The organism is Mycobacterium neumannii, assembly GCF_002245615.1.
Taxonomy (GTDB): Bacteria; Actinomycetota; Actinomycetes; order Mycobacteriales; family Mycobacteriaceae; genus Mycobacterium; species Mycobacterium neumannii_A.
This window is the reverse complement of record NZ_NKCO01000011.1, coordinates 108,138-123,082: the sequence shown is the minus strand read 5'-3', so window position 1 is coordinate 123,082 and position 14,945 is coordinate 108,138. Positions and strand designations below refer to the sequence as shown.

Genomic DNA, 14,945 nt, shown 5'->3' with positions numbered 1-14,945 from the left:
CCTACCCGGAGAGGTTGAAGTTGCCGGACGCGCCGTAGACGGCGAGTGAGATGAACAGGGTGATGGTGACGACGACGATCAGCGAGGTCCGCACGGCCTGGCCCACCGCGATGCCGACGCCGACGGGGCCGCCGGACGCGGTGTAGCCGTAATAGGTGTGCACCAGCATGACCGCGACCGCCATGACGATCGCCTGGAGGAAGGACCACAGCAGGTCCGTCGGCACCAGGAAGGTGTTGAAGTAGTGGTCGTAGAGGCCTGAGGACTGTTTGTTGATGAACACCGTGGTGAATCGCGCGGCGAAGAAGGCGGCGAGCACCGACAGTGAATACAGCGGGATGATCGCGACCATGCCGGCCATCAGGCGGGTGGACACCAGGTAGGACACCGAGTGCACGGCCATGGCCTCGACGGCGTCGATCTCCTCGGACACCCGCATGGCGCCCAGTTGCGCGGTCGTGCCCGCGCCGATCGTCGCCGCCAGCGCGATGCCCGCGATCACCGGGGCCACGATGCGGACGTTGAGGAAGGCCGACAGGAAGCCGGTCAGCGCCTCGATGCCGATATTGCCCAGTGAGCTGTAGCCCTGAACGGCGATGACGCCGCCGGACGCCAGGGTCAGGAAGGCCGCGACGCCGACCGTGCCGCCGATCATCACCAGCGCGCCGGTGCCCATCGTCATCTCGGCGATGTTGCGGACCGTCTCCTTGCGGTACCGCCGCACCGCGTTGGGCAGGTAGCGCATCGTCTCGCCGTAGAACAGCGCCTGCTCGCCGATGTTGTCGACGATCTTCGGCACACCGCTGAAGAAGCGCCGGAAGCGAAGGGTGACGTCGTAGCTCATCGCAGCCCTTTGCTCTTCACGCAAGCGTTCATCGCTCGAGCACCCTCACGCCGATCGCGGTCATCACCACGTTGATCACGAACAGGCAGATGAACGCGTAGACGACGGTTTCGTTGACCGCGGTGCCCACGCCCTTGGGGCCACCCTTGACGGTCAGCCCGCGATAGCAGCCCACCAGCCCGGCCACCACTCCGAACAACAGCGCCTTGATCTCGGCCATGACGAGCTCACCGAGGCCGGTCAACACCGTCAACCCGTTGATGAACGCGCCGGGGTTCACACCCTGCAGGAAGACCGAGAACACATATCCACCGGACAGGCCGATCAGGCAGACCAGGCCGTTGAGCAGCAGCGCCACGAATGTCGAGGCGAGCACGCGCGGCACCACCAGCCGCTGGATGGGGTCGATGCCCAGCACCCGCATGGCGTCGATCTCCTCGCGGATGGTGCGCGCGCCCAGGTCCGCGCAGATGGCGGTCGCGCCCGCGCCCGCCACCACCAGCACGGTCACGACGGGCCCGAGCTGGGTGATGGTGCCGAAGGCGGTACCCGCGCCGGACAGGTCGGCGGCGCCGATCTCGCGCAGAAGGATGTTGAGGGTGAACGCGACCAACACCGTGAAAGGAATGGCCACCAGCAGGGTCGGAACCAGCGAAACCCGCGCGATCATCCAGGTCTGGTCGAGGAACTCACGGAACTGAAACGGCCGCCGGAACGTCTTGGCGAACGTGTCAAACGACATCTCGACGAACCCGCCCACGGCCCGTGCCGGTGCCGCGAGCTGTTCGATCAACCTTTGCTCCGTTCTCGGGGGAAGGGATGTTCGGCGCGTCGTCTTCGTGGCGAAGAGGTGAAATACGTTGTCACGGCGGACTTCCCACCCCTTGGCTCAGCGTTGCTCTCGGTGAGCCGGATCATACTAACTAGAACACGTTCGGAGTGTCAAAGCCCCGAAAATGGAGTCACAAATGTGATTTTTGTGCTGGTCAGGGCAAGTGTGACCCAGCTCATTCTAGAACGTGTTCTAGTCGAGCTCGGCCGTAACGAACGAGACCGTCAGTCTTGCTGATTCATCAGCGCGGTGGCCGAGAAGCACTTCTGCGGATCGCGTCCAGCAAAGTACTCCTGGAGGGTTGCGGACAACTTCGACGGGTCCCAGGCATCGGCTTCGGCGCTGAATTGTGCCTCGACCGTCGGCGCTGCCACCAGTGTCACGGTAGGACCGTAGACGATGAAGAGCTGACCGTTGACCCCTTCGGCCGCCGGGGAGGCCAAGAAGCGCACCAGTTTCACGACGTGGTCGGGCGACAGCGGGTCGATCTGACCCTCGGTCAACTCCGGCGCTTCGCCGAACACGTCCGCGGTCATCGCGGTGCGGGCGCGAGGTGCTATCGCGTTGGCCCGCACGCCGTAGCGTTCCAGCGCACGGGCCATCGACAGCGTCAACGCGGTGATCCCGGCCTTGGCGGCGCCGTAGTTGGCCTGCCCGACCGGTCCCACCAGCCCGGCTTCCGACGAGGTGTTGATGACCCGGCCGTAGACCTGACCGTTGTTTTCCTTTGCTTTCGCGCGCCAGTAGGTGGCCGCGTTGCGGGTCAACAGGAAGTGCCCGCGCAGGTGCGCGGCGATCACCGCGTCCCAGTCCTCGTCGGACATGTTGAACAGCATGCGGTCGCGGGTGATGCCCGCGTTGTTGACGACGATGCCGAGGCCGCCGAGTCCGTCGGCCGTTTCGACCAGTTCGTCGGCGGTCGAGCGCTCGCTGATGTCACCGGCCACCGCGACGCCCTTGGCGCCCGCCGCGGAGATCTCGTCGAGCACGTCGGACTTGTCGAGCGCGGGGGCGATGTCGTTGACGACGACGGTCGCGCCGGCCCGGGCAAGGCCGATGGCCTCCGCGCGCCCCAGCCCTGCCGCCGCGCCGGTTACCACCGCCACGCGGCCGGACAGGTCGTTGGGGTCTGTACTCATGCCACTCCTCGGGTGCCCGCGTGCGTCGTCAATTTATGAATGCCTCTAGTCTCGGCGAAGCAGCGCCGCTCTCGGGCACTCCGCGATGGACTGCTCGGCCAGGTCCTCCTGGTCGGCGGGTACCGGATCAAGCTTGACCACCGCGTAATCCTCGTCGTCGAGATCGAACAGGTCGGGCGCGATTCCCACGCAAACGGCGTTGCCTTCGCACCGGTCCCGGTCCACTTCCACCCTCATCACAACCTCCTCGCGGTCAAAGCTGCTCCGAGCCCAGTGTGGCACCGGCCTGGACCCCAAGACTAGAACGTGTTACAACCGGGAGGGAATCGGGGCTGGCTCCCGGTACGCCACTTCGTGCCTCTAGAGAAGTTAGGACAAGGCGATGCGGATCGGCTACACCCCAGAGCAGGAAGAGCTGCGCCGCGAGCTGCGCTCCTACTTCACCAAGCTGATGACGCCCGAGCGCGCCGAAGCGCTCGCATCCAATGACGGCGAGATGGGACGCGGCAACGTCTACCGCGAGACCGTCGCGCAGATGGGCAAGGACGGCTGGCTGACGTTGTCCTGGCCCAAGGAGTTCGGCGGCCAGGAGCGCCCTCCCATCGACGGGCTGATCTTCAACGACGAGGCCGCGATCGCGAATGTGCCGGTGCCGTTCCTGACGATCAACAGCGTCGCGCCGACGATCATGCACTTCGGCACCGAGGAGCAGAAGAAGTTCTTCCTCCCCAAGATCGCCGCGGGGGATCTGCACTTCTCGATCGGCTACTCGGAACCGGGCGCAGGCACGGACTTGGCGTCGCTGCGCACCACCGCGGTCCGCGACGGCGACGACTACGTCATCAACGGCCAGAAGATGTGGACGAGCCTGATCGCTTACGCGGACTACGTGTGGCTGGCCGCGCGCACCAATCCCGAGGCCAAGAAGCACCGCGGAATCTCGATGCTGATCGTCCCCACCACCGCCGAGGGGTTCTCCTGGACGCCGGTGCACACCATGGCAGGCGTCGACACCAGCGCCACCTACTACCAGGACGTCCGGGTGCCCGCGACCAACCTGGTCGGCGAGGAGAACGCCGGCTGGAAGCTGGTGACCAACCAGCTCAACCATGAGCGGGTCGCACTGGTGTCGGCTCAACCGATCTTTCTGGCGCTCAACGGGGTTCGCGAGTGGGCGCAGAACACCAAGGATGTGCATGGCAACCGGCTGATCGATTCGGAGTGGGTCCAGCTCAACCTGGCCCGGGTGCACGCCAAGGCCGAGGTGCTCAAGCTGATCAACTGGGAACTGGCTTCAGCAGACGACGCCGCGCCCTCCCCGGCGGACGCGTCGGCTGCCAAGGTGTACGGCACCGAGTTGGCCACCGAGGCCTACCGCCTGCTGATGGAGGTGCTGGGCACCGCGGCCACGCTGCGGCCGGGCACGCCGGGGGCCCTGCTGCGCGGGCGGATCGAACGGATGCACCGCAGCTGCCTGATCCTGACGTTCGGCGGCGGCACCAACGAGATTCAGCGCGACATCATCGGCATGGTCGCGCTCGGCCTGCCCCGAGTGAACCGATAGGACTCGACATGGATTTCAAGACAACCGAAGCGTCAGAGGATCTCGGCGGACTGGTCCGCACGATCGTCGACTCCGTCGTGACCCCCGAGCGCCAGCGCGAACTGGACGGCCTCGACCAAAGGTTCGACAAGACGCTGTGGGGGAAGCTGATCGAGGCCGATGTGCTCTCGGCTGCCGCTCCGGAGTCGGTGGGCGGTGGCGGATTCGGGGCGCTCGAGCAGGTGGCGATCCTGGTCGCGCTCGGCAGGCAGTTGTCGGCGGTGCCGTACCTCGAGTCGGTCGTGCTGGGCGCCGGCGCGCTGGCCAGGTTCGCCTCGGAGGCACTGCAGCAGGAGTGGGCGGTGCCCGCGATCAAGGGTGACAAGGTCCTCACCGTCGCGCTCGACGGCGAGATGGGTCAGGGCCCGGTGCAGGCGCAGTCGTCCAGTGCGGGCTACCGGCTCACCGGATCCCGCACCCAGGTCCCCTACGGTCCGGTCGCCGATGCGTTCCTGATCCCGGCCGAAACAGACTCGGGCCTCAAGGTTTTCCTGGTCGCGGCGACCGATCCCGGCGTGACGATCGAGTCGTTGAGCACCACCGGTCACGGCAGCGTCGCCCACGTGGAGCTGCAGGGCACCGAAGTCGACGTCGGCCGGGTCGTCGGCGACGGTGACGTCGCGGCGTGGCTGACCGTGCGGGCCGCGCTGGGCCGCAGCGCCTTTCAGCTCGGAGTGCTCGAACGCGCGCTGGAGCTCACCGCGGAGTACGCCCGCGAACGCGAACAGTTCGACCGGCCGATCGGCAGCTTCCAGGCGGTGTCGTCACGACTGGCTGACGGCTACATCGACGTCAAGGCCCTGCGGTTAACCCTGACCCAGGCCGCATGGCGGCTCTCCGAGGATCTGCCCGCCGACGTCGACGTCAGCACCGCCGCGTTCTGGGCCGCCGACGCCGGCCACCGCGTCGCCCACACCACCGTGCACGTGCACGGCGGAGTCGGGATCGACATCGACCACCCTGTGCACCGATATTTCCTGGCGGCCAAGCAGACCGAGTTCGCGGTGGGCGGCGCGACGGGTCAACTGCTGCGCATCGGTCGGGAGCTGGCCGATACGCCCGCGTGATGTGAACAGGCTGCCCACGGTCGCCGAACTGCTGGCGCCGCTGGTCGACTTCGACGATCGCGGCGTGCTTTTCGAGGAGACCTTCACCCCCTGGCGCGAGCACCTGCGGTACGCCGCGGCCGTCGCCGCCGCGTTGCGGGTCCGTCTCGATCCGGACCGGCCCCCTCACATCGGGGTGCTGCTGCAGAACACGCCGTTCTTCTCGGCGGTCCTGGCCGCCGCGGGGCTGACCGGGATCGTGCCGGTCGGCCTCAACCCCGTCCGCCGGGGCGCGGCGCTGCAGCGTGACATCGCGCATGCCGATTGCCAACTCGTGCTTGCTGATTCGGGATCACAAGACGTGATCGGCGGTATCGACCACATCGATGTCGACTCGCCGGGCTGGGCGGCCGAGGTGGCGGCGTTCGCCGACGAGCCGGTCGTCGTGCGCGACGCCGAACCCGCAGACCTGTTCATGCTGATCTACACCTCGGGTACGAGCGGGGACCCGAAGGCCGTCAAGTGCAGCCACGGCAAGGTCGCGGTGGCCGGTGTGACGATGACGCAGCGCTTCGACCTCGGACCCGGCGATGTCTGCTACGTGTCGATGCCGCTGTTCCACTCCAACGCGGTGCTGGTCGGCTGGGCGGTGGCGCTGGCGTCGCAGAGTTCGTTGGCGTTGCGCCGCAAGTTCTCCGCTTCACAGTTCCTCCCCGATGTCCGTCGCTTCGGTGCGACGTATGCGAACTACGTCGGCAAGCCGCTGTCGTATGTTCTCGCGACACCCGAGCGCCCCGACGACGCGGACAATCCGTTGCGAGCGGTGTACGGCAACGAGGGTGCGCCCGCCGACGTCGAGCGGTTCGCGACGCGGTTCGGCACGGTGGTGATGGACGGCTTCGGCTCCACCGAGGGTGGTATCGCGATCGCCCGCACGCCCGACACTCCGCCCGGCTCGCTGGGCCCGCTCCCGCCGGGAACGGAGATCGTCGATGTCGACACCGGCGAACCGTGCCCGCCCGGTGTCACCGGTGAGCTCGTCAACGTCTCGGACGCAGGGCGTTTCGAGGGCTATTACAACGATCCGGAGGCCGACGCAGAGCGGATGCGCGGCGGGGTCTACCACAGTGGCGACCTGGCCTACCGTGACGAGAAGGGCTACGCCTACTTCGCGGGCCGGCTGGGTGACTGGATGCGCGTGGACGGCGAGAACCTCGGCGCGGCACCGATCGAGCGGGTGCTGCTGCGGCACCCCCACGTCGTGGAGGTCGCGGTCTACGGAATACCCGCACCCGACGTCGGTGACCAGGTGATGGCCGCACTGACCCTCACCGACGGTGTGGCTTTCGATGCCGATGCGTTCCGCGAATTCCTATGCGAACAAACCGATCTCGGGCCCAAGCAGTGGCCCGCCTTCGTACGGGTCAGCACGGCGCTGCCGCGCACCGAGACGTTCAAGGTGATCAAACGTCAGTTGGCGGCCGAGGGTACAGGCTGCTCCGAACCCGTGTATCCGATTCCGCGCTAGCGCTGGTGGGTGACTCCTCCTGCGCCGAAAGTGGGGTCGTGTCACGCAGTCCGCGAATTAGCGTGACTCGAGCCCACGCTCGGCCGAAAGCTAGTCTCCGCGGATGCCGTCGAGCCGACGGGTGGCCTCCTCGAAGCCGGCCACCAATTCGGCGATGATGTCGGCGACCGGGCGGATCTCGTTCATCCGCCCCACGATCTGGCCGACCGGCATCGCCACGGTGTCGGGGTTGTCCGACTCGTTCATGCGCTGATGCGCCTCGCTGACGAGGATGTTCTGCAGCGGCATCGGCAACGGCTCGGGGGCTTCGGGCGCATCCCAGGCGTCGGTCCATTTCGTCTTGAGCAGACGGGCGGGCTTACCGGTGTAGATCCGCCGGCGCACGGTGTCGGCCGACGTCGCCCGCAGCAACCCCTCCTGGATCGTCGAGATGCCGCCGGGCTTGCGGTGCCCGAGGTCGTACTCGGCCGCCGTCAGGAACGCCGATCCCATCCACACCCCGGAGGCACCGAGCGCAAGCGCCGCGGCCACCTGCCTGCCGGTGCCGATACCGCCGGCGGCCAACACCGGGGCCTTACCGCCAAGCGCGTCAACGATTTCCGGCCACAGCACCATCGAACCGATCTCACCGGTGTGACCACCGGCCTCATGCCCCTGCGCCACCACGATGTCGACGCCGTTGTCCACGTGGCGCTGAGCGTGTTTGGCGCTGCCCGCCAGCGCGGCGACCGGAACTCCAGCGGCGTGCACCTGGTCGATGACGTCCTTGGGTGGTGACCCGAGGGCGTTGGCGATCAGCTTGATCGGGTGCTTGAGGGCGACCTCGACGTGTGAACGCGCCACAGAGTGCAGCCACCCGAGCACACCCTCGTTACGGTCCCCGTCCTCCGGCAGCGGCGGAACTCCGAGATCGGCGAGCGTCTTGTCGACGAAGTCGCGGTGGCTCTGCGGGATCAGCTTGTTGATGTCGACCGCCGTGCCTTCCTGGGGCACCTTGGCGGGCATCACCACGTCGACGCCGTAGGGCTTGCCGTCGGTGTTGGAGTCCATCCAGCACAGCACGTCTTCGAGATCGTCGGCCGAGTTGAACCGCACGCAGCCCAGCACGCCGAGACCGCCTGCCTTGCTGACCGCGGCGGCAACCTTCTCCGACGGCGTGAAGACGAAGATCGGATACTCGATGCCGAACCGATCGCACAGCTCAGTGCGCATTCCCGTCACGACGCCGATCCCACATGGTTGGCGTGCACCTCGTCGGCGGGGCGCTCTTCGGTGATGTCCTTGGCCCACCGGTAGTCCGGCTTACCGGCCGGTGTGCGATGGATGTCGTCGACCCACCAGATCTTGCGCGGCACCTTGTATCCCGCGATCTCCCGGCGGATGAACGTGTCGAGTTCGGCCAGTGTCGGGTTCGTGCCCGGGCGGCGGTGCACGACCGCCGCGACGCACTGGCCGTAGCGTTCGTCGGGCACCCCGACCACGAGCGCGTCGAACACGTCGGGATGACCCTTGAGCGCGGCCTCGACCTCTTCGGGGTAGATCTTCTCGCCGCCGCTGTTGATCGACTGCGAGCCGCGACCGAGCATCGTGACGGTGCCGTCGGCCTCGACCTCGGCGTAGTCACCCGGGATGGCGTAGCGAATCCCGTTGAACGTCTTGAACGTTTCGGCCGTCTTCTTCTCGTCCTTGTAGTACCCGACCGGGATGTTGCCCTTCTTCGCGATCAACCCGCGCACACCCGATCCCGGCTTGACCTCGTTGCCGTCCTCGTCGAGGACGACGGTGCGGTGATCGATCGTGACCCGCGGCCCGCCGGTGTTCGACTGCCCCTTGGCCACGATGCTGGTGCCGCCGAAGCCGGTCTCCGAGGATCCGATCGAATCGGTGATCACCCGGTTGGGCAGCAGTTCGAGGAACTTCTCCTTGATGCTGGTCGAGAACAACGCGGCCGTGCTCGCGAGCAGGAACAGCGACGACAGATCGGGCTCGTGGCCGGCGTCGTGCAGTTTGGTCAGCGCGTCCAGCAGCGGGCGCGCCATCGCGTCGCCGGTGAAGAACAACAGGTTCACCTTGTGCTTCTCGATGGTCTGCCAGACCTCGTCGGCGTCGAATTCCGGTGCCAGCACGGTGGTCTGGCCGGAGAACAGCGACATCCAGGTCGCCGATTGGGTGGCGCCGTGAATCATGGGCGGGACCGGGTAGCGGATCATCGGCGGGTTCTCTGCAGCCGCCTTGGCAAGGTCGTATTCATCCTTGACGAACTCGCCGGTCGCGAAGTCGGTGCCGCCGAACAACACCCGGTAGATGTCCTCGTGGCGCCACATCACGCCCTTGGGGAAACCGGTGGTGCCGCCGGTGTAGAGCAGGTAGATGTCGTCCTCGCTGCGCGGGCCGAAATCGCGCTCCGGCGAGGCCTGTTCGAGTGCGGTGTAGAACTCGACGCCGCCGTAACGCTCGAAGTCGTCGTCGCTGCCGTCCTCCACCACCAGTACGGTCTTCACGGCAGGGGTCTCGGGAAGCACGTTCGCGACGCGGTCGGCGTAGCGGCGCTCGTGTACCAGCGCGACCATGTCGGAGTTCTCGAACAGGTACTTCAGCTCGCCCTCGACGTATCGGAAGTTGACGTTGACCAGGATGGCGCCGGCCTTGACGATGCCGAGCATCGCAACGACGATCTCGTTGCGGTTGCGGCAGTACACGCCGACCTTGTCGTCCTTCTTGACGCCCTGGTCGATGAGGTAGTGGGCCAACCGGTTGGCCTGCTCCTCCAACTGGGCGTACGTCAACTGGTCGTCGCCGCAGATGAGGGCGACACGGTCTGGCACGGCGTCGACGGCGTGCTCGGCGAGATCGGCAATGTTCAGGGCCACGAGACCTAAACTAGAACGTGTTACATTTCCAGACAAGTCTGTGGCATCGACGCTGGAAGGCGAACCCTCGTGAGTGATCCCCAGAAGGGCCCCGACGCCCTCATTGAGCAGCGCGGACACACCCTGATCCTGACGCTCAACCGGCCCGAGGCACGCAATGCGCTCTCGACCGAGATGCTCTCGATCATGGTGGACGCCTGGGACCGCGTCGACAACGATCCCGAGATCCGCACCTGCATCCTGACCGGCGCCGGCGGCTACTTCTGCGCGGGTATGGACCTCAAGGCGGCGACGGCCAAGCCGCCGGGCGACTCGTTCAAGGACGGCAGCTACGACCCGTCGCGCATCGACGCGCTGCTGAAGGGCCGCCGGCTGACCAAACCGCTGATCGCCGCCGTCGAGGGCCCGGCCATCGCTGGCGGCACCGAGATCCTTCAGGGCACCGACATCCGCATCGCGGGCGAGAGCGCCAAGTTCGGCATCTCCGAGGCCAAGTGGAGCCTGTATCCGATGGGCGGCTCGGCGGTGCGCCTGGTGCGCCAGATTCCGTACACCATCGCGTGCGATCTGCTGTTGACCGGACGGCACATCACCGCCGCTGAGGCCAAGGAGTACGGGCTGATCGGCTATGTGGTGCCCGACGGCACCGCGCTGGACAAGGCGCTGGAGATCGCCGAGGTGATCAACAACAACGGGCCGCTGGCCGTGCAGGCGATCCTCAAGACCATCCGCGAGACCGAGGGCATGCATGAGAACGAGGCGTTCAAGCCCGACACCGCCAACGGCATCCCGGTGTTTTTGAGCGAGGATGCCAAGGAGGGCCCGCGGGCGTTCAAGGAGAAGCGGGCCCCGAACTTCCAGATGAAGTAGGACCGCGGCGTCGCCGCCTCCAATTGTGAAACGTGCGTCGCTGTTTCGCGGATTTCCGTCGGTCGTTTCACAATCGGTGGCCGACGGGCAGACCGGGCAGGACCGTCAGCCGAGCACTTTCGCCGTCGGCGTGAACGCCACCGGCATCTTCTCCAGACCACTCACGAAATTGGCGGGGCGCAACGGCAACTCGTCTCCGGAGGCCAGCCGCAGATCGGGCAGTCGCTGCAGCAGTTTGGTCTGCATGATCGACAGCTCGAGTCGCGCGAGCTGGTTACCGAGGCAGAAGTGCGTGCCGAAGCCGAACGCGAGGTGGTTGTTCGGATAGCGCTCGATATCAAAAGACTCAGGACGCTCAAAAACCTTCTCGTCGAAGTTGGCCGACTCGAACAGCAGGATCATCTTCTCGCCCTCTTTGAGGGCCGTACCGTGGAACTCGGTGTCGGCGGTGATGGTCCGCGCCATGTTCTTCACCGGCGCCGTCCAGCGCAACATCTCCTCGATCGCGTTGGGCAGCAACGACAGATCGCCCGCGAGGCGCCGATGCTGATCGGGGTGCAACAGCAACTGTCGGGTGCCGCCGGACAGGGTGTGCCGAGTGGTCTCGTCGCCGCCGATCAACAGCAGCAGCACCTCGGTGACGATCTGATGGTCCTCGAGCTTGCTGCCCTCGACCTCGGCGTGCACCAACACGCTCACCAGATCGTCGGTCGGGGTCTCCTTACGGGCCGCGATCATGCCCATCATGTATTCGCTGTAGGCCGCGAAGGCGTCCATGGTGACCTGGAATTCCTCCGGGTCCGCGGTGCTGCTGAGGGCACCCACCAGGTCGTCGGACCACTTGAGGAACATCTCGCGCTCGTCGGGACGGACCCCGAGCATGTCGCCGATGACGGCCATCGGCAGCGGCGCCGCGATGTCCCAGACAAAGTCGCACTCGCCGCGCTCACACACGTTGTCGATCAGCGTGTCGCACAGGTTCTCGATCGAGCCCTCGAGGTCCTTGACCCGCTTACGCGTGAAGCCGGAGTTGACGAGCTTGCGTCGCAGCAGATGCTGCGGATCGTCCATCTCGATCATCATCTCGACACCCGGTTGGTCGGGTCGGATGCCACCGGCGTTGGAGAACAGTTCGGGGTTGCGCTCGGCCTCGATCACGGCGGCATACGTTGCCGCAGCAGCCAATCCGTTGCGGTCGCGGAAGACCGGCTCGTTCTCGCGCATCCACTTGTAGACCGACCGCGAGTCGCCGGCGTAGAAGGCGCCGTCGGTCAGATCGACATCGGGTTTGGTCTGCGGCGCCGTAACGGTCACGATCGAAGCTCCTCTGCATCCGCGAACGACATCTCCACGTTCCCAGCCGAACCGGAGAACAAAGCGCGTTTGGGAAAGCCTAGCGAGGCCAGCTCCTTCGCATAGGGATGTTCGCCGAGCCGGACCCTGGCTCCGCCCGGCCGGTAGCGCACGTCGCTCAGCTTCATCTCGCCGACGGTCCGGCGCACCACGCCGTCGCGAGAGGAGTACGTGGGGTGAGCCTGCGGCTTGGCGGTGAACTTGCCCGGAACCGGTAGGCCGGGACGGAAATCCATGCCGACCGCGAACTGACCGTCGATGGTGACGTCGAACGAGTAGGTGTGCCCGTCACGAATCGTGAACTCCGACATCACCTTCGGATAACCCCAGATCTTGGTTCCCGCCTCCAGCGTGAACGCCTGATCGACCGGCAGGTGGTGGATGAACGCACCCGCGGACTGCAGAGCCCGCGGACCCGTCGCATCCGATCCCGGCGGGTTCACCATCACGTTGGTGCCGTACTCGTAGTACTGGCCGAGGTCGCCGTCCTCGTAGCGCATCAGCATCAGCACCGCGATCGCTCGGCCCGGCAGGAACCGGCAGACCTTCAGGCCGCTGTAGTCGATCATTTGTTGGGCGGCGTCGGCATCCACCGAGAACATCGCCATGTGCTGATGCGCCTTGCGGATCTTCACCGGCATGGTGAGCACCGTGCCTGCGATGGTGTGCTGGGTCATCGCGTAAATCTAGAACGCCGGGTAGACAACTAGCAAGGAAGTGTCTACTCAGCTGGGCACGAACGCCGAATGGTTAAACCAGCGCGGCGAGATCCCGAATCTGCTCGGGCGAACGCGCGCCGACGACCATCATCGTGACGCCCGCGGCCTCCCACGCCTTGATCTGCTCCTGCACATAGCCGAGGTCGCCGACGATGGCCGAGTCGTCGACCAACTCGTCGGGGATGATCTTGGCGGCTCGCTCTTTGCCGTCCTTTTGTCCACTCCGGAACAGCTTGGTCACGTCCTCGACGACTTCCGCATAACCCATCCGGCGGTAGACGTCGGCGTGGAAGTTCGTGTCCTCGGCTCCCATGCCGCCCATGTACAGCGCCAGATGCGGCTTCATCAGTTCCATGATCTCGGCGCGGTCATCGGTGACGACCACCTGCGCCGTCGCGCAGATCTCGAAGTCCTCGCGGCTGCGGCGCGCACCCGGGCGGGCAAAGCCCTCGTCGAGCCACTCGTTGTACATCTCGGCGATGCGCGGCGAGTAGAAGATAGGCAGCCAGCCATCGCAGATCTCCGCGGCCAGCGCGACGTTCTTCGGCCCTTCGGCGCCCAGCATCACCGGGATGTCGGCGCGCAGCGGATGCGTGATCGGTTTGAGGTTCTTGCCAAGACCCGTCGTGCCCTCACCGGTCAGCGGCAGCGGATAGTGCGGGCCTTTGCTGCGCACCGGGGCTTCGCGAGCCCACACCTGACGCAGGATGTCGACGTACTCACGGGTGCGGGCCAGCGGCTTCGGGAAGCGCTGGCCGTACCAGCCCTCGACGACCTGGGGTCCGGACACCCCGAGCCCGAGGATGTGTCGCCCGCCCGAGAGGTGGTCGAGCGTCAGCGCCGCCATCGCGCACGCGGTCGGGGTGCGCGCCGACAACTGGATGACCGACGTGCCCAGCCGCATGCGCTTGGTCTCGCGGCCCCACCACGCCAGCGGGGTGTAGGCGTCCGAACCCCAAGCTTCGGCGGTGAACACCGTGTCGAAGCCGGCCTCCTCTGCGGCGGCGACCAGTTCGCCGTGGTTCTCGGGCGGTTGCGCGCCCCAATACCCCAACTGCAGTCCGAGCTTCATTCGCAGACCTCATAACGGTGTCTTGAAACCATTGTTAGAACCTGTTCTACTCGATGCCGTGACCACCAGCCAAAGCAGCCCGGTGCAGATCGATCCGCATGAGCGGCCGCTTTCCGCGCCGCTGAAGCTCTCATTCGACTACACCCGTTCAGTCGGACCACTCCTGTCCCAGTTCTTCACCGCTCTGCGGGAGCGACGCATCGTCGGAGTGCGCGGTTCGGATGGGCGGGTGCACGTGCCGCCTGCCGAGTTCGATCCCGTGACCTACGAGCGATTGACGGAAATCGTACCGGTGGCCGGTGTCGGGACCGTGGTTTCGTGGACCTGGCAGCCGGCCCCGCTGGAGGGCCAGCCTCTCGACCGGCCGTTCGCATGGGCGCTGATCAAACTCGACGGCGCCGACACCCCGCTGTTGCACGCCGTCGACGCCGAGTCGTCCGACGCGATCAGCACCGGCGCGCGGGTGCACGCGCACTGGGTCGACGAACCGGTCGGCGCCATCACCGACATCGCGTACTTCGCCCTCGGCGACGAGGCGGAACCGGAGGGTCAGCCCGACGACCGTGACCCGGTGAAGGTGCAGGTGTCCCCGTCGTCGATCGAGATCCAGCACACCGCATCGCTGCCCGAGAGCACATTCCTGCGGGCGCTCGAGGAGGGCAAGCTGCTCGGGGCGCGCTCGAAGCGGGGCCGTGACGGCAAGCCCGGCAAGGTGTACTTCCCGCCCAGAGAGGCCGACCCCGCAACGGGTCTCGCGCTCGACGAGTTCATCGAGCTCTCGGACAAGGGCACCGTCACCACGTTCGCGGTGATCAACATCCCGTTCGCCGGGCAACGCATCAAACCGCCCTACGTCGCCGCCTACGTGCTGCTCGACGGCGCCGACATTCCCTTCCTGCACTTGGTGACCGAGATCGAGGCGTCCGAGGTCCGGATGGGCATGCGCGTGGAAGCGGTCTGGAAACCGCGCGAGGAGTGGGGCCTGGGCATCGACAACATCGACCACTTCCGGCCGACGGGTGAGCCCGACGCCGACTACGACTCCTACAAGCACCACCTGTAAAGGGGC

The 14,945-nt window shown here is 66.3% G+C and carries 14 protein-coding genes; 5 read left to right on the top strand and 9 right to left on the bottom strand.

All coding sequences use genetic code 11. From position 1 onward, the window contains the following. Position 1: 1 nt before the first annotated feature. The 4 genes from CEX88_RS14995 to CEX88_RS14980 form a co-directional block, all read right to left on the bottom strand. Positions 2-844 (bottom strand): MlaE family ABC transporter permease, encoded by an 843-nt coding sequence (locus CEX88_RS14995; RefSeq protein WP_094294063.1) that lies wholly within the window; start codon positions 842-844, stop codon positions 2-4. Between the two features lie 28 nt (positions 845-872). Beyond that, positions 873-1,637 carry an MlaE family ABC transporter permease gene (locus CEX88_RS14990; protein ID WP_064347984.1) on the bottom strand — a complete coding sequence of 255 codons (765 nt, stop codon included), beginning with the start codon at positions 1,635-1,637 and terminating at the stop codon, positions 873-875. Positions 1,638-1,900: 263 nt separating this feature from the next. Then, entirely contained in the window at positions 1,901-2,815 is a 915-nt protein-coding gene (locus CEX88_RS14985; RefSeq protein ID WP_094294062.1) for a 3-oxoacyl-ACP reductase, read from the bottom strand. 45 nt (positions 2,816-2,860) lie between these two features. Beyond that, positions 2,861-3,052, bottom strand: a complete 192-nt coding sequence (locus CEX88_RS14980; protein ID WP_064399180.1) for a ferredoxin — start codon at positions 3,050-3,052, stop codon at positions 2,861-2,863. 145 nt (positions 3,053-3,197) lie between these two features. Here CEX88_RS14980 and CEX88_RS14975 point away from each other — a divergent pair, with 145 nt between their 5' ends. Genes CEX88_RS14975 through fadD17 form a run of 3 tightly spaced genes read left to right on the top strand, consistent with a single transcriptional unit; the run spans position 3,198 to position 6,992 of the window. After that, positions 3,198-4,379, top strand: a complete 1,182-nt coding sequence (locus CEX88_RS14975) for an acyl-CoA dehydrogenase family protein (protein WP_094294061.1) — start codon at positions 3,198-3,200, stop codon at positions 4,377-4,379. 8 nt (positions 4,380-4,387) lie between these two features. Then, positions 4,388-5,485, top strand: coding sequence for an acyl-CoA dehydrogenase family protein (locus tag CEX88_RS14970; protein ID WP_094294060.1), 1,098 nt, complete (start codon positions 4,388-4,390; stop codon positions 5,483-5,485). A 1-nt stretch (position 5,486) separates the two neighbouring features. Beyond that, positions 5,487-6,992: a long-chain-fatty-acid--CoA ligase FadD17 gene (fadD17, locus tag CEX88_RS14965; RefSeq protein ID WP_094294059.1), complete on the top strand. Its 1,506-nt coding sequence runs from the start codon at positions 5,487-5,489 to the stop codon at positions 6,990-6,992. 90 nt (positions 6,993-7,082) lie between these two features. Here the strand turns inward: fadD17 and CEX88_RS14960 are convergent, their stop codons facing one another. Together CEX88_RS14960 and CEX88_RS14955 are read right to left on the bottom strand one after the other, a co-directional pair. Next, positions 7,083-8,204 (bottom strand): NAD(P)H-dependent flavin oxidoreductase, encoded by a 1,122-nt coding sequence (locus tag CEX88_RS14960; protein WP_094294058.1) that lies wholly within the window; start codon positions 8,202-8,204, stop codon positions 7,083-7,085. Between the two features lie 5 nt (positions 8,205-8,209). Next, positions 8,210-9,862 carry an acyl-CoA synthetase gene (locus tag CEX88_RS14955; protein ID WP_094294057.1) on the bottom strand — a complete coding sequence of 551 codons (1,653 nt, stop codon included), beginning with the start codon at positions 9,860-9,862 and terminating at the stop codon, positions 8,210-8,212. A 69-nt stretch (positions 9,863-9,931) separates the two neighbouring features. Between CEX88_RS14955 and CEX88_RS14950 the strand changes: the two genes are divergently transcribed. Then, positions 9,932-10,732 (top strand): crotonase/enoyl-CoA hydratase family protein, encoded by an 801-nt coding sequence (locus CEX88_RS14950; protein WP_064347973.1) that lies wholly within the window; start codon positions 9,932-9,934, stop codon positions 10,730-10,732. 105 nt (positions 10,733-10,837) lie between these two features. Here CEX88_RS14950 and CEX88_RS14945 read toward each other — a convergent pair whose 3' ends face one another. The 3 genes from CEX88_RS14945 to CEX88_RS14935 all read right to left on the bottom strand — a co-directional run bounded on the left by CEX88_RS14945 (position 10,838) and on the right by CEX88_RS14935 (position 13,876). Further along, positions 10,838-12,046: a cytochrome P450 gene (locus tag CEX88_RS14945; RefSeq protein ID WP_094294056.1), complete on the bottom strand. Its 1,209-nt coding sequence runs from the start codon at positions 12,044-12,046 to the stop codon at positions 10,838-10,840. Continuing rightward, entirely contained in the window at positions 12,043-12,762 is a 720-nt protein-coding gene (locus CEX88_RS14940) for an acetoacetate decarboxylase family protein (RefSeq protein ID WP_094294055.1), read from the bottom strand. Before CEX88_RS14940 ends, CEX88_RS14945 begins: the two co-directional genes overlap by 4 nt. Positions 12,763-12,835: 73 nt before the next feature. Beyond that, complete coding sequence (locus tag CEX88_RS14935) at positions 12,836-13,876, bottom strand: LLM class F420-dependent oxidoreductase (protein WP_094294054.1); 1,041 nt, start codon at positions 13,874-13,876, stop codon at positions 12,836-12,838. Between the two features lie 58 nt (positions 13,877-13,934). Between CEX88_RS14935 and CEX88_RS14930 the strand changes: the two genes are divergently transcribed. Next, positions 13,935-14,939, top strand: coding sequence for a Zn-ribbon domain-containing OB-fold protein (locus CEX88_RS14930; protein ID WP_094294053.1), 1,005 nt, complete (start codon positions 13,935-13,937; stop codon positions 14,937-14,939). Positions 14,940-14,945: the final 6 nt, after the last annotated feature.

What these genes read in the sequence shown, in the direction of transcription:
- CEX88_RS14995 (WP_094294063.1), bottom strand. Translation starts at nt 844, where the DNA reads ATGAGCTACGACGTCACCCTTCGCTTCCGGCGCTTCTTCAGCGGTGTG.
- CEX88_RS14985 (WP_094294062.1), bottom strand. Translation starts at nt 2,815, where the DNA reads ATGAGTACAGACCCCAACGACCTGTCCGGCCGCGTGGCGGTGGTAACC.
- CEX88_RS14980 (WP_064399180.1), bottom strand. Translation starts at nt 3,052, where the DNA reads ATGAGGGTGGAAGTGGACCGGGACCGGTGCGAAGGCAACGCCGTTTGC.
- CEX88_RS14975 (WP_094294061.1), top strand. Translation starts at nt 3,198, where the DNA reads ATGCGGATCGGCTACACCCCAGAGCAGGAAGAGCTGCGCCGCGAGCTG.
- CEX88_RS14970 (WP_094294060.1), top strand. Translation starts at nt 4,388, where the DNA reads ATGGATTTCAAGACAACCGAAGCGTCAGAGGATCTCGGCGGACTGGTC.
- CEX88_RS14960 (WP_094294058.1), bottom strand. Translation starts at nt 8,204, where the DNA reads ATGCGCACTGAGCTGTGCGATCGGTTCGGCATCGAGTATCCGATCTTC.
- CEX88_RS14940 (WP_094294055.1), bottom strand. Translation starts at nt 12,762, where the DNA reads ATGACCCAGCACACCATCGCAGGCACGGTGCTCACCATGCCGGTGAAG.
- CEX88_RS14935 (WP_094294054.1), bottom strand. Translation starts at nt 13,876, where the DNA reads ATGAAGCTCGGACTGCAGTTGGGGTATTGGGGCGCGCAACCGCCCGAG.